The following is a 13,687-nucleotide window of genomic DNA, read 5'->3' as shown; positions in this document are numbered from 1 at the left end:
GCCCTCGCCGCCGCTCGGCCACCCCGGCGAGGCGGGTCCGCTCCTGTGCCCGACCCGCCCACCTTGGGGCGATGCGCTGCGAGCGGATCTGGTAGGCTTACCGGCCGCATGTCCACGTTTCCAGAAGACCGCCCTCGCATCCTCGTCGTGGACGACGAGAAGGTCATCCGCGACATGCTGGCCGACTTCCTCGGCATGGAGGGCTACTACGTCCGCACGGCGGAGGACGGCACCAGCGCGCTGAGCGAGCTCACGAAGGGCCACTACGACCTCGTGATCAGCGACCTCAAGATGCCTCGGATGGGCGGCATCGCGCTGCTGGACGAGATCGGCAAGACGGCGCCGAACGCGCTCACGGTCATCATGACGGGCTTCGGCACCGTCGAGACCGCGATCGACGCGATGAAGCGCGGCGCCTACGACTACGTGCTCAAGCCGTTCAAGCTGGACGAGGTGGTGCACGTCGTCCAGCGCGGGATCGAGAAGCAACGGATGGCCGCCGAGAACATCCGGCTGCGCGAGGCGGTGTCGCTCTACAAGGTGAGCGAGGCCATCGCGGCGAGCCTCTCGCTCGACCAGGTGCTGGAGACCGTCGCCGACAGCTGCCTCCACGAGGTGTGCGGCGACCTCATCTCGACCTGGCTCGACGACGGCGAGGGGGGCTTCTTCGAGCGCCAGCACCTCCGCGGCCCGTCCATCCCGGCGGGCACCGACCTCGGGCGGCTCGACCCGACGCTCGTGCTCGAGCACTTTCGCCCCGACGCGCAGCTCCTCGAGCAGGGCATGAAGGGGCTCAGGTTCTTCGCGGCGGAGCCGGCGCTCCCGCTCCAGTCGCTCGTCGCCGTGCCGCTCCGCATCCAGAAGCGGCTCATGGGCTTCCTCGCCGTCGCGTCGTTCACGCGGACGAGGCGCTTCGACGAGGGGCAGCGCAAGCTGCTCAGCATCATCGGCTCGCGCGCCGCGGCGGCGATCGAGAACGCGCGCCTCTACCAGGATCTCCAGGCGACGTTCCAGCAGACGATCGAGGGCCTCGCCAAGGCGATCGACAAGATGGACCGCTACACGTCGGGCCACTCGGATCGGGTCGCCGTCTACGCCGTGATGCTGGCGCAGCGGCTCGGCCTCGGCCCGCACGAGATCGAGATCGTCCGGCAGAGCGCGCTCATGCACGACATCGGCAAGATCGGGTGCGTGCTCAACCTGAACAAGCCGGGCAAGCTCACGAACGACGAGTACGAGGTGTTCAAGCGGCACCCCGCCTACGGGCGCGATATCCTCGACCCGATCAAGTTCCTGCACCCGCTCATCCCCGGCGTGCACCTGCACCACGAGCGCTGGGACGGGCGCGGCTACCCGCTCCGGATGCGGGGCAACGAGATCCCGATCATCGCGCGCATCATCTCCGTGGCCGACACCTACGACGCCATGACGAGCGACCGCTCGTACCGACGCGCGCTCCCCCACGAGGTCGCGGTGACCGAGATCGAGCGGTGCTCGGGCTCGCAGTTCGACCCCGAGGTCGCGGCCACCTTCACGACGCACATCGAGGCCTACCGCGAGGAGCGGCGGGCGCGGGGCGACAAGGTCCCGGAGTAGCCATGCCGAACACCTCGCTCCGCGACCTCCTCCAGCCCGCGAAGGGCCAGACGACGACCACCGAGGCGCCCCGGCCGAGGCGAGCGCGCGCCGTGTGGATCGGCCGGCGCCGCTACGCCCCGATCCACGATCTGCAGAAGCAGCTCGTCGAGGCGCGGGCGCAGGGGCGGATGGGCGACACGATCCTGCTCCTCGAGCACGATCCCGTGATCACGCTCGGCCCGCGCGCGAACCCCGAGAACGTGCTCCTCGACGCCCGCGCGCTCGACGAGCGCGACATCGACCTCGTCGCGACGGGGCGAGGGGGCGACGTCACCTACCACGGCCCCGGCCAGCTCGTGTGCTACCCGCTGCTCGATCTCAGGCCGGACCGCTGCGACGTGCGCAGGTACGTGCGCTCGCTCGCGGAGGTGATGATCCTGCTCGCGCGCGAGCACCACGTCGAGGCCGGCGTGGTCGACGGCATGATCGGCGTCTGGGTCGATCGCGCCGCCCCGGAGGCGTGGGGCGGCGCCGAGTGGGCGCGCGAGATCGCGAAGCTCGGCGCGATCGGCGTGCGCCTGTCGCGATGGCTCACGATGCACGGCTTCGCCTTCAACATCGCGGTGGACCTCAGGGCGTTCGAGCTGATCGTGCCCTGCGGCATCCGAGATCACGGCGTGACGTCGCTCCACCAGCTCACCGGGCGGAAGCTCACCGTCGCCGAGGTCGCCCTCGCCAGCGCGCCGCAGCTCGCCCGCGGGCTCGATCTCGAGGTCGCCTGCGTCGAGGATCTGTCGGCGGTCACGGATCTCGCGGGCGCGCTCCTCACCCCGGAGGTCGGCGCCGCCGAGGGCCGGAGCGCGCCCTAGCCGCGCGCGCCGGCTCGGCGCGCATCGACATCGCACATCGCACATCGCACGGCGCGCGCTCCGCGGGCGACGCCGGCTTCCGGGACGTGGGACACGCCGCGTCGCGGAGGCAGTGTCGCTCGGCCGTGGCGTGGGCTAAAAGCCGTCCCGTGTGCGCGCAGCCCACCCAACGGCCCCATGAGCGCGACGGGAGCTCCCCGCTCCACCGCGACGCCTCGCCCGCGCGGCCGCCCTGGCGGCGGCCCCTCGCCCTGGCGCTCGCCGCGGCGGCCGTGGCCGTGCCCGCGCTCGCGCTCCTTGGCCCCGTGGCGGCGGTCCTCGTGGGCAAGCGCACCGCCGCCGCGTGCCTCGCCTCGATCGAGGCGCCGCGCGGCCCGGCCCTGCCCGACTGCAGGCCCGAGATCCGCTGGTTCGCGCTGCCGTCGCGGCTGCCCTGGACCTACAGGACGGCGAGCGCGCTGGCCGAGGAGCTCGGCGTGCGCGCAGCGGTCGCCGACTACACCGACGCCGCGGTCGGCCGGCCGGATCCCGCGGCGCTCGCCGGCGCGACCGAGGCGGTGGCGACGGCCCAGGCCATGGTCGCCGCCGGGACAGGGCGCATCACCTTCGATGAGCTCGGGCCCGCCTGCGGCGCGCCGAGCCTCGGCCGCGAGGCGGCGAGGCTCGGTGACCGCCGCGCGCTCCTCTCGCAGCCGGACCGCTGGACCGACTGGCACGTGCGGGTGCACACCCTCCGCGCGGCGCTCACCGAGGGCGACCTGCAGCGCGCGCTCGCGATCGCCAGGGGGTACGCGGCGATGGAGCCCCGCGACGAGGATCTGCGCACGACCACCGGCGCGATCCTCTGCCTCGGCGCGAGCGCCGAGGCGAAGCGCGGCGTCGAGCTCCTGACCCTCAACCAGGACGACCGGGCGTCGAGGCGCTACGCCGGCATGGCGCGCAACTGGGGCGAGGTCCGCGCCGTCCTCGTCGCCTGCGCCGCCCGCGCCGGCGTGGAGCCTCCGCCGATGCCAGAAGACCCGGAGGCCGGCGTCGCCGACGCCGTGGAGGTGCGGCTCGCGCAGCGCGCCCGCCTCGCCGCCGCCCGGAAGGACGCCGCCGAGGCGACGCGGCGCGCGACGCGCGCGATCCGCGACCTGCTCGGCGCCTCCGCCGCGCTCGATCCCGAGGTCCGCGGCGATCTGCTCGCCGTCGTGCTGGCGGAGGACGAGACGCTCGACGCGGCCGAAGCCGCCGCGCTCGCGCGGCCGGAACCGGAAGACGACGGCGACGAATCCGCGGCCGGAGAGGCAGGCGCCCAGGGCGCCCCGGCGCGCGCGGAGCCCCGCGCGCCGAGGGTGCTGCCTGCGGGCTCGCTGCGCGCGCTCGACTGGCTCCCGGAGCGCGGGCTCGCGAGGCCCGTGATCGCCGGGTCGTTGCGCGCGCGCGCCGCCGCGCGCGCCGCCGAGCTGGCCGCCGCCCCCCAGCTCTCGCCGTCCCAGGCCGACGCGCTGCGCGCCGCCGCCGGAGCGCTCGCGCTGCGCGCCGCCCGCGAGCTCGCGCTCGAAGGCGACGCGCCCCGTGCGGTCGACGTGCTGGATCGCCTTGGCCCGCTCGCCCCGGAGCTCGCGCCGGAGGCGGCCCGCGCGCTCGCGCGATCGAGCGCGTGGGCCCTCGTCGGCGAGCGCGATCGCGCGCTCGATCTCGTCGAGCGCGTCGACCTCTCCGCCGCGCCGCCGGCGCTCCGCGCGGCCGTGCTCCTGCAGCGCGCCGAGCTCCTCGCCTCGCGCGGGCGCCGGCGCGACGCCGCGCGCGCGGCCGTGCTCGCCGACGAGGAGGTCGCCGCCGCGCGCGGCGTCGCGCCGGCGCCCGCCGGCGAAGCGCCGCCTTCCCGCGCGGAGCTCGCCGTCCTCGACGCGCGATCGCGGTGGACCCGGCTCTCCCTCGCCCTCCCTCCGGGCGACGCGCCGCTCCGCCAGGGCAGCCCGCCCGCCCAGCTGCCCGCGGACCACGCCGCCGCCTGGCCGTGGGTCGGCTTCGCGAGCCTCGACGCGCCCTGGGCGCGCGACGGCCAGCCGGCGCTCTCGCGCGCGCTCGCCGCCTGGAGCGCCGCGCGCGACGCGCCGCCGCCCACGCGCCGCGCGCTCCGCTACGCCGCCCTCCGCCGGCGCGGCGACGCGCCGCCCGCGCTCGTCCCGTACGCCGCGCTGTCGGCCCAGCTGCTCGGCGACGGCGAGGGCAATCCCGAGGTGTGGCTCGACGCCTTCCTCGCGCTCGACGCCTCGCGCTTCTCGCTCCGGCACCACGCCTTCGCCCGCGCCGAGGCGGCGCGATGGCGCGGAGACGAAGGCAGCGCGGCCGCATGGCAACGCCGGTACGACGCCCTGCGCGCCCTGGCCTCCGACCCGTCCCGCGCCGAGATCGCGCGTTACCTCGGCATCTGACGCCGACTGGCGCCGACCGACGCCGACCCGCGCGGCGTGCCGCGAAAAACCTGGAGATCCCGCGGCCGCACACCTGGCGGCGGAGGGCCTTCATTCCTACGCTACAGCCTGGCTCGCGAAGATCTGCTCGCGGGGGAGTCCTCATGTGTCCTCATTGCGGAAAGAACGCGCCCGTCATCCACCGCGGGCTCGCCGCGTACTGCACCGCGTGCGGTCGGGAGCGCCTGCCGTTCGCGGGGAAATCGGTCAGCCTGGCGGGGCAGCCGTCCAGGGTGGGCGGCGCGGTCGCCGGCGTGCTCGGCTGGCTGGTCCTCATCGGCGGGACCGCGCTGGCGCTCCTCCTCGGGCTGGGCGCGGCCGCGCTGTTTCCTGGGTCGATCGCCGGCCTCGCGATCGGCCTGCCGATCGGGTTCCTCGCCCTCACCCTCGGCCTGCTCCTCCTGCTGGGCGGGCGGAAGCTCTCTCGCTCCGGGGCGAAGGCCTCGCGCGACGCCCAGGTTCAGGCGATCTTCTCGCTCGCGTCGCACCGCCGGCGCCCGCTCACGGCGCAGGAGGTCGGCGTCGCGCTCGACCTGCCGGCCCCCGAGGCGGACGCCCTGCTCACGGAGCTCGCCAAGGAGCGGCCCGGCGACGTCGGCGTCGAGATCGGCGAGCGCGGCGAGATCCTCTACACCTTCCCCGGGATCTCGGGGGCGGCCGCCGTCCGCTTTCCCCAGCCGTCGCTCCGCATCGATCCGGGCGAGGGCGCGGCCGACCCCGCGGCGCGCATCTACGCCGACGAGCTCGAGGACGAGGACGCAGGAGCGTCGCGGGCCCCCCGTCGCCGCGAGCAGCTCCGCTGAACATGTCCTGCGGCGCGCGTGCTAGCCTCGGCCGCGCGCGCCCATCGAGCGCCCGGCGCGCGCCGTCGTCGCCCTCGATCCCATGGTTCGTCGCGGGGGCGCTCCGGGCTGCTCACCGCAACCGACCATGAGATGCTCCCCTGTCGCCCTGCTGACCTCCGCCGCGATCGCGCTCCTCGCGCTCCTGGCCCCCTCGCGGGCCGACGCCTTCGAACGGCAATGGCACGCCGGCGCCAGCGTCGGGTACGCGCTCCTCGCGGACGGCGGGACGTACCCGGGGATCGGCGGCAGCCTGCACCTCGCCTACGGGCTCACGGACGCCTTCAACGCGGTCGCCGAGGTCAACACAGCGTCCCACCCGGGGGGCGATCTCATGCTCCTCGGCGCATCGGCCGGCGCCACGTACGTCATCGATATCCTGCAGTGGGTCCCCTACGTCGGCCTCATGACCGGCGCATACGACAGTGTGCGCCTCGCGCCTTGCGGCTCGTCTGGCCAGCCGGGCTGCCACCGGGGGCAGTTCGGGGTCTCCATCCCGTTCGGCATCGACTACGCGTTCAACCGCGAGTTCGCCGCCGGCTTCGCCGGCAAGTACACGCTGCTCCTCCCTGGCGCGGGCGACGGTCCGGGGAGCTATTTCACGGCGTTCGCCCGCGCGGAGTTCCTCTGGGGATACTAGAGCGGGGGGCAGATTCGTGGGATACGGGCTCAGCCGCCAGGCAGGCGAGCGAGGCGCGCGAAAGTACGTTGCAGCGAGCCGAACGGGGCGGATGAGCCCGTAGCGCACGACGATGCGCCCCGCTCTGGGCCGTGTGCGCCTGGAGAGAAGAGGAGCGGACCGTGGAACAGCTCTGGCAGCGCATTTCCGAGGGCCGGCACACGGCCTTGCTGAACATCGTCCCCGGGGATCCGCCGGCGCGGCTCGGCCTGCGGATCGTGCGTGTGCGCTGCGACGTCCCCGAGATGACGCTCGGGCCGCTGCGCGACGCGCGGACCCAGATCGAGCGCCTCGCCGGCGGGGCGCAGCCGACGGTCGATCAGGCGCGCAGCCGCGCCGCCGCGGGGCTCCGGCGCCGCCTCCTCGGCGACGTGCACGAGCTGATGGTGGACGCCGAGTTCATCGAGACCGCCAACCGCCTCACGCAGCAGGCCGATCGCGCGTGGGCCATCGTGTTCGACGCGGTCGAGCACGCCGATCCTGCCACGCTCGACGTGCTGCGCCGGGTGGTGTCCCGCCCCGACGCGCTCCGCGTCGCGCTCGTCCTCTCCTTCCGCCTGCACGCGCCGACCGGCCCCGCCGGCGGCCTGGTCGACGCGGTGCGCGCCGCCTGCGGGGCCGACGCGATCCTCCGGCCGGCCGACGGCGCGACCACGCTGACGAGCGCGACCACGCCCCCGCCGCCGCCGCCGCAGGTCGCGGTGCGCGAGCTGCCTGGCGAGGTGCTCCGGGTGCTCCGGGCCGGCGCGATCGTCGGCTCGGGGTTCGAGAGCGAGCTCGTCGCCGCGCTCCTCCGCGTCGACGCGCTCGACGTGCTCGAGGCGCTGCAGCGCGCCGCGGACGCGGGCGTTCCGGTCGAGGACCGCGGCGACGGGCGCTTCCATCTCCCGCAGGAGACCGTCGAGGCGCTCCGCGGCTCGATCCTCCCGTCGCTCGCGCGCGTGTGGCACCGGCGGCTCGCGACGCTGCTCAGCGAGGAGCGGACCGAGCTGGACGCCCCTGCCACGCGCGAGCCGCGCGCTGCGCCGAGCGCCGTCGCGGCCGATCACCAGGCGAGCCACGCCGCGGCGGCGCCAGCCCACGCCGCGCCGCCGACCCAGAGCGCGGCCATCCTCGCGTCGACCGTCGAGCGGCACGTCATCGGCGGAGCGAACCTTGGCGTGCCTCGCGGCGACGACCCGACCACGAGGGCCGCCGCCGCGCAGACGAGGGCCGGGGCGCCGCCGCTCTCGACCGCGCCGCCGTCCGCGTCGTTGCCCGCGATGGCGACGCCGCGCACGATGGCCGCCGCGCCCCCGGCGGCAGGCCCGTCGCCGGCGACGGCATCACCGGCGGCCGCTCTGCCCGGCGCGCCCATCGCCGGCGGGTCGACCCCCGAGGCCGGCGGCGCGGAGACCGCCGACGAGCGGGAGAGGACTGCAGACCCCACGCTCTCGGGGGCGCGCGGCGGGGTGCCGCGGGCGGCCGAGACGCTGAGGCCGCCGCCAGCCATGGCCTACATGGGCGGTGGATCCACGAGCAACTCGCGCCGCGCGCCGCCGCGCGTCACTCAGGACGGGCCCGCGCCGATGGCCCCCGCCGGGCCCGGCAATCCCGCGTGGCCCTACGCCGATCTGTTCCACCGCGGCCCCGAGAGCCGCCGCGTCTCGGAGCCGCCCGAGTCCATCCTGTTCGACGCCCCGCCCGACTCGCTCGACGCGCCCATCCCGGGGCCGATGCGGGTGCCCCGCGATCTCGCGTCCATCGGCGGCGCCTTCCTGGACGAGCCGAGCCGCTCGGCCCGCGGGGCCTCGCTGCGCGTCCCAGCCGCGCTGTCCGAGCGAGCGTCTTCTGGATCCCGCAACTCGTTCTCCTGGCCGGCGCCGGCCGACGCCGTCGCCGGGCGCGCGGCCGAGTCCCTGCGCGCCGCGGCGCCGCTCGGCGTGTCCATGTACCCGGCGCCCGCGGCGCCCGATCGCGCCGAGGCAGCGGGCGCCGCGAGCGCGGCGGCGCACGGCGCCGGGCGCCACCTCCACGACGTGCGCGCGGCGGCGCACCTGACCGAGGCGGGCGAGCACGAGGAAGCCGCGCAGCGCTACTGCGCGGCCTCGGTCGAGGCGGCGGCCATGGGGGCGTACGCCCAGGCGCTGAGCTACGGGCGGAAGGCGCTCTCGCTGCTCGACGGCATGCCGGCCACGCCCGCGCGCCGCCGGCTCCGCATCGGCGCGCTCTCGGGCATCGCCCGGGCGCAGTGGCAATCCGCCGGCCCGGACCCCGCCAGCACGCTCCCGGGCGCGCTCGAGGTGCTCGACGCCGCGCGCGCGCTCCTCGCGCAGGGCGACCCGCCGGAGCTGCACGCCGAGGTCGCCGCGCTCATCGCGGGCGTCTGTTACGACATGGGCGACGCGCGCTCGCTGGAGCGCGCGCTGGAGGAGCTCGCGATCGCGAGCCGCCTGCTGCTCGACGCCGGGGACGCGCTCGGCGCGGCCCGGCTGCTCAACGATCAGGCGGCGGTCCACGTGCGCATGGGCGATCCCGTCCGCGCGACGCACCTGCTGATCGAGTCGCGCCGGACCTTCGAGGAGCGGGCCCGGGTCGATCCATCGGCGCGCGTCGAGCTCGCCGAGACCGACCACCTCTTCGCGCGGATCCCGCTCCACGTCCCCGCCCGCCCCGGGCGCGAGTCCGACGCGCTGTCGATGGGCCTCGACCACGCGCTCGCCGCGGAGCGCGCCTACAAGCAGCTCGGCGACACCCGGGAGCTCGCCCGGGTGTGGGAGACGATCGGCCGGCTGGAGCTCCGCAACGGCCGCCTCGACCGCGCGACGCAGCGCCTGACCGCGGCGATCGAGGCCGAGGAGGCGCTCGGCGATCTCCTCGGCCTGGCCCGCTCGACGGCCGCGCTCGCGGAGGTGCTCTCGGCGAAGGGGCTGCACCGGGAGGCGCTGGCGGTGCTGGCCGAGTCGATGGTGATGAACCTCGAGAAGGGCTCGCCGCTGGGGCTCGCGTACAACCGCCGCGCCCTGAACGCGCTCGTCCCGAACATCTCGCTCCAGGGCGAGGAAGCCGAGGAGCTGAGGAAGCTCGCGGCGCAGCTGGCGGCGGCGGAGGCGGCCCTCGGCCGCGCGAAGCTCCCCGGCGAGCCCGACTGAGGCGGGCCCGCACCACGCCGCCTTCGACCTTGCCCGTGCCACGCGGCCTTTGACCTTGCCCGCGCCGCCTTTGACCTTGCCGGCGTATGCCGGCTCCGGCGAAATGCGCCGCATGTCGTCCTCCTCGACGCCGCGCGGGCGCCACGGCGCCGCGCGGCGCTCCTTGCTCGGCTTGCTCGGCCCCCTCGCCCTCTCGGCGGCGTGCGCGCCGGTCCCGCCGGGGCCGCCGGCGGCTGCGCCCCGGCCTGCCGCGTCCGCGCCGCCGGCGCCGCCTTCGCCCGCCGGACCGCCGCGGCCTGCGCCCGCGCCGGAGCGGCCCGGGTACGAGGGGCACGGCGCGGCGAGCGTCTCTCCGGAGATCCTGGCTCGCTACGCGCCGCCTCCGCTCCCGGACGACGTCTCGCGCCGCATCCAGGCCATGCTCGACGTGCGCGCTCCTTCCGGAGGCGTCCTCGGGCCGGATGGCAAGGCGCTCTACTTCACCTGGACGATCACGGGGACGCGGCAGGTCTTCCGGCTCGACGGGCCGCAGCGCTTCCCGCTGCAGCTCACGGGCGGCGAGGATCCGACCGTGGTCGAGGCCGTCACGCCGGACGGCGCGCGCCTCGTCCTCTCGCGCGACCGCAAGGGCGAGGAGAACCCAGGGCTCTACCTGCAGGACGCGAAGGGCGGCCCGCTCGTCGCCATCCAGCACGCGCCCGGCGTGCAGACGCAGCTCCAGTTCGTCTCCGACGATGGACGGCACGTTTACTATCGGGCCAACGACGTCAAGAAGGACGCGTACGTCATCTACCGGTACGACATCGCGTCGAGGCAGCGAGAGGTCGTGTTCGATCGCGAGGGCATCTGGCGCGCCGTGGACGCCGCGGGCGACGGCCGCCTGCTGCTCGCGAAGGACGTGGGCTCCAACATGAGCGAGCTCTTCGAGTGGGCGCCTGGCGCGAAGGCCGCTCCGGGCGCCGACGCGCTGACTCCCCTCTTCGGGCAGGGCGAGCGCGAGGACTACGAGGCCCAGTACGGCGCCGCGCCCGGCGAGGTCCTCGTGCTCACGCCGCGCCTCGGGGAGCACCGCCGGCTCTACAGCTGGAAGGCGGGGAAGCTCACGCCGATCTCGCCGGAGATCCCGTTCGACGTCAGCGCGTTCTCCATCGATCGGGCGAGGAAGAGGATCCTCTACACGGTGAACGAGCGCGGCTACACGCGGCTCCGCGCGCTCGACGCGAGGTCGCACCGCGAGATCAAGCTGCCCGCGCTCCCGGCGGCGGATCACGTGACCCCGGTCTCGACGACGCGGGACGGCCGGTTCACGACGCTGCTCCTGGAGACCTCGACGTCGCCGGCGACGGCGCATGTCCTCGACTGGACGACTGGCAAGCTTTCGCAGTGGCACGCTCCGAGCATGCCCGAGACGGCGCCGGGCGCGTTCTCGGCGACAACGCTGGAGTCCTATCCGGCGCGCGACGGCGCGCAGATCCCGATGTTCGTGCGCCGCCCTGCGCGGTGCGAGCGGCCGTGTCCTGTGATCGTCCATTTTCACGGCGGCCCGGAGGCCCAGACGAGGGCTGGGTTCAGCGCGCGGGCGCAGATCTTCGTGGACGCGGGGTTCGTGTTCGTCGAGCCGAACGTCCGCGGGAGCGACGGTTACGGCAAGACATGGCTGCACGCCGACGACGGCGCGAAGCGGCTCGACGTCATCACGGACATCGAGGACGCCGCGAAGTTCGTCAAGGCGAGCTTCGGCCACGAGGGCCGGCCGCCGAGGGTCGGCATCTTCGGCGGCAGCTACGGCGGCTATTCTGCGCTGATCGGCATGACCATGTTCGCCGGCGCCTACGACGCGGGCGCCGCCGTCGTCGGCATGAGCAACCTCGTGACGTTCCTCCAGAACACGGCGCCTTACCGGAGAATCCTCCGGATCTCCGAGTACGGCGATCCCGAGAAGGATCGGGACGCGTTGCTCAAGCTCTCGCCGATCACGTACCTCGATCGGGTGAAGGCGCCTCTGCTGATCGTGCAGGGAGCGTCGGATCCGCGGGTCCCTGCGGGCGAGTCGGTGCAGATCCAGCAGGCGCTGGAGGCAAGGAAGATCCCGTCCGAGCTCATCCTGTTCGCCGACGAGGGGCACGGCGCGCAGAAGCGGGACAACCAGGTGCTCCAGTACGGGCACCTCGTGAGGTTCTTCCGGGCGCACCTGGGGGGCGGGTAGGAAAGAGCGTATTCCGGGTGGCCCGGCCCGAGGAGATTGTGCGGTCACGCGCAGAGGCGAAGCCCGCCCCCCTTCCCCCCACCATCGGTCACGAACGTGAACGTGAACGTGAACGTGAACGTTTACGTGGTCGTCTGAGGATTGATCACATTTCCCCCTTAGTTTTCGCTGTGTTGGCGACGGCGGCGTTCCAGCCCATCTCCAGCATGAGCAAGGTCTGCATTCCGCGCGCGAGCGTCAGCCAACCGGGGGGACCGTTGCGCTTGAGGTGTCCACCGAGACCGGCAACGGCGTAGAGCGCATCGACTACCGTCGCCCCCTGCGCCGGCAGCTTCTTGGGCTGGTGCTGGTGCAGCAGCTTCAGCTGCGTGGGGTTCAGGGCTCGTTCCGCGGGCGCGTTGGGCTCAAGGCGCGACAGAGAGCGCAGCAGCAGCATCTGCCACGCGATCGGGGCGAACAGCGCCAGCGCGTTCGTCAGGCTCCGGAAGCTCTCGAGCTGGCGCGTCTCGAGGGCGCAGCCGGTCTTGAGCGCCTTGAAGAACTCCTCGATGAGCCACCGTGCCCGGTAATGGTCGACGATCGCAGCGATCTGGTCGGGCGTGTCGACGGGCTCGTTGGTCGCCAGCACCCACGCGACCGGCTCTTCGCCCGCTGGCGTGTCGATCTCCTGCACACACACGATGTTGACTGCAAGCTCTTCGGCCAGCTCGGGCAGGTAGTACGGACGGCGCAGCGCCACGCGCCGGGCGCCGACGCCCAGCGTGGCCCTCCGCTCCGAGCGCTCGGGGTGCGCACGCTTGCTCGCAGGTACAGGGCCGGTGCGGCGTTGGGTGAGCACGACCTCGCGGCTAAGCCGGATCGGCAGCTCGACTAGCGCCTCGCTCAGCCGAAGCGGTGCGCTGTCGTCGAGCGATTCCTCCTCGTCCTCGGCCAACTCCAACACGTTCCGATCCCGCGCCATGCGCACGACGAAGCGGTGGCCCTGCTCGACCATGGCGCACAGAAGCGGGTAGGCGTCGGCCTCGCGATCCATGATGTGCAGCAGCGACGTGCGGTCGCCCACGGCCTGCTCGGCCGCCTCCACCTGCCGCAGCCAGCGCGTCGATTCCTTGTCGGTCACGCGCGCATAGTCGCTGCCCGTCCTGTTCTTCTTGCGTGGGCTCTTGGACAGGGCGGAGGCTTTGCGGGCCCAGCAGGCCAGCCCCAGCAGTCCGAGCGGCTGGTTGATCGCGTCGGTGGCCACGGCGAGCGTCGCGTGCGCCAAAAAGCCCTGGGTGTGCTTGCCGTTGAGCGGGCCGAGCCCTTTGCGTGCGCCGTCGCCGTCGAAGGCGACCGCGGTGGTGTCATGCACCGCGCGAACCGTGTCGTGACCGGCCATCCGCTCGAGGGTCTGCTCGCTGTGGGCTTGCACCAGCGCACCATACGACACGCGCTTGTTGCCAAGGAGCCGGTAGAAGCCCTCCAGCTCTGCTTCTGTCTTCAGCGAGTCCGGGAAGCTCTCGCCCGGCGCGACGCTCAGCCGTGCCACCACCGCCCGGACCCGCTGATGCAGGCGCGCGTCGCCCAGCTGCACCGTCTCGAACTCGCGCACGAGCGACGGCGTCGCTTCCGGCACATCGGGATTTCCCATGACATTTCAGACGCTTGGCGGGTCCGAAACGGATCAAAAAAAGATGTGCGGGATCTTCAGACGTGGTCGTGGTCGTGGTCGTGGTCGTTCACGGCCTATCGTTGACGACCACGACCACCTCCACGACCACGTAAACGTTCACGACCACGTAAACGTTCACGACCACGTAAACGTTCACGACCACGACCACGTAAACGTTCACGACCACGTGAACGTTCGTATGCAGGAGAGCGCGGCGCGAAGCTTGATTAACGCCTATGACTCCGCCCCGAGAACCCCTCTCCTCGGGT

Annotated in this window: 8 protein-coding genes; 7 read left to right on the top strand and 1 reads right to left on the bottom strand. The window is 73.9% G+C overall.

Translation table 11 applies throughout. The annotated features are described in order from the left end of the window. Positions 1 to 108: 108 nt before the first annotated feature. From WMF29_RS13690 to WMF29_RS13660, 7 genes are all read left to right on the top strand, one after another. Complete coding sequence (locus tag WMF29_RS13690; RefSeq protein WP_437329246.1) at positions 109 to 1,596, top strand: HD domain-containing phosphohydrolase; 1,488 nt, start codon at positions 109 to 111, stop codon at positions 1,594 to 1,596. Between the two features lie 2 nt (positions 1,597 to 1,598). Beyond that, positions 1,599 to 2,447 carry a lipoyl(octanoyl) transferase LipB gene (lipB, locus tag WMF29_RS13685; protein WP_437329245.1) on the top strand — a complete coding sequence of 283 codons (849 nt, stop codon included), beginning with the start codon at positions 1,599 to 1,601 and terminating at the stop codon, positions 2,445 to 2,447. 149 nt (positions 2,448 to 2,596) lie between these two features. Next, positions 2,597 to 4,870 carry a hypothetical protein gene (locus tag WMF29_RS13680; RefSeq protein ID WP_437329244.1) on the top strand — a complete coding sequence of 758 codons (2,274 nt, stop codon included), beginning with the start codon at positions 2,597 to 2,599 and terminating at the stop codon, positions 4,868 to 4,870. A 143-nt stretch (positions 4,871 to 5,013) separates the two neighbouring features. Next, the gene (locus WMF29_RS13675; RefSeq protein ID WP_437329243.1) at positions 5,014 to 5,712 is read left to right on the top strand and encodes a hypothetical protein; all 699 of its coding nucleotides are present in this window, start codon (positions 5,014 to 5,016) and stop codon (positions 5,710 to 5,712) included. A 127-nt stretch (positions 5,713 to 5,839) separates the two neighbouring features. Beyond that, positions 5,840 to 6,391 carry a hypothetical protein gene (locus tag WMF29_RS13670; RefSeq protein WP_272103438.1) on the top strand — a complete coding sequence of 184 codons (552 nt, stop codon included), beginning with the start codon at positions 5,840 to 5,842 and terminating at the stop codon, positions 6,389 to 6,391. A 161-nt stretch (positions 6,392 to 6,552) separates the two neighbouring features. Then, a complete protein-coding gene (locus WMF29_RS13665) occupies positions 6,553 to 9,561 on the top strand; it encodes a hypothetical protein (RefSeq protein WP_437329242.1) in 3,009 nt (1,002 codons plus the stop codon). Between the two features lie 112 nt (positions 9,562 to 9,673). Next, on the top strand, positions 9,674 to 11,767 hold the full coding sequence (locus WMF29_RS13660) for a S9 family peptidase (protein WP_437329241.1): 2,094 nt from the start codon (positions 9,674 to 9,676) through the stop codon (positions 11,765 to 11,767). Positions 11,768 to 11,912: 145 nt separating this feature from the next. Here the strand turns inward: WMF29_RS13660 and WMF29_RS13655 are convergent, their stop codons facing one another. Then, on the bottom strand, positions 11,913 to 13,397 hold the full coding sequence (locus tag WMF29_RS13655) for an IS4 family transposase (protein ID WP_437325635.1): 1,485 nt from the start codon (positions 13,395 to 13,397) through the stop codon (positions 11,913 to 11,915). Between the last annotated feature and the right edge of the window lie 290 nt (positions 13,398 to 13,687).

The organism is Sorangium sp. So ce381 (genome assembly GCF_051473845.1).
Classification (GTDB): domain Bacteria; phylum Myxococcota_A; class Polyangia; order Polyangiales; family Polyangiaceae; genus Sorangium; species Sorangium atrum.
Note: the sequence above shows the minus strand (reverse complement) of the source record. Positions and strands in the feature narration are given on the sequence as shown.